Source organism: Neisseria sp. P0019.S003 (assembly GCF_051957115.1).
In the GTDB taxonomy this organism is placed as follows: Bacteria; Pseudomonadota; Gammaproteobacteria; order Burkholderiales; family Neisseriaceae; genus Neisseria; species Neisseria flavescens_D.
The window spans coordinates 1-448 of the sequence record NZ_JBQCWT010000086.1; the positions used below are offsets into that span (position 1 = coordinate 1).

At 46.0% G+C, this 448-nt stretch carries 1 pseudogene; it reads left to right on the top strand.

From position 1 onward, the window contains the following. Positions 1-448 (top strand): annotated as a pseudogene (locus tag ACTHTS_RS11210) (DUF4178 domain-containing protein); the annotation flags it as partial.

Sequence of the window (448 nt, forward strand, 5' to 3'; positions counted from 1 at the left end):
TGGCAATCCTGCCGGTGAAATGTTGATTGATCATTACCGCGGGCGGGTCGAGGCAGCGGCTGGCGCTTTTTATTGGAAAGTCAAACAAGGCGATTTGCTTCATTACAAGGAATATAGCGGCAAGAAAAGTTATGGCCGGAATGTCATTCTGTGTTCCGAGCAGAGCAAGGATGAAATTGTCTGGAGTAAAAGCATTCATGTGTCTTACCGTCAAATGAGAAAGGCATTTGGCCTGTCTTTTGATACTAATGAGCTGCTCTCTTACTTGCTGAAGGGCGAAAATAGAAATGTTGGGAGTAGAGATAATGTAGCCCGTATCATTGCTATGCTGATTCTTATCATCGTCAACCTTCCGGCCTGGCTGTCGCCGCACCTACGTAGTCCTGTCGGCATAGTGGTCAGTCTGTGTGCGTTGGTATGGATATGGATTTCTGACAGATATAAAAAC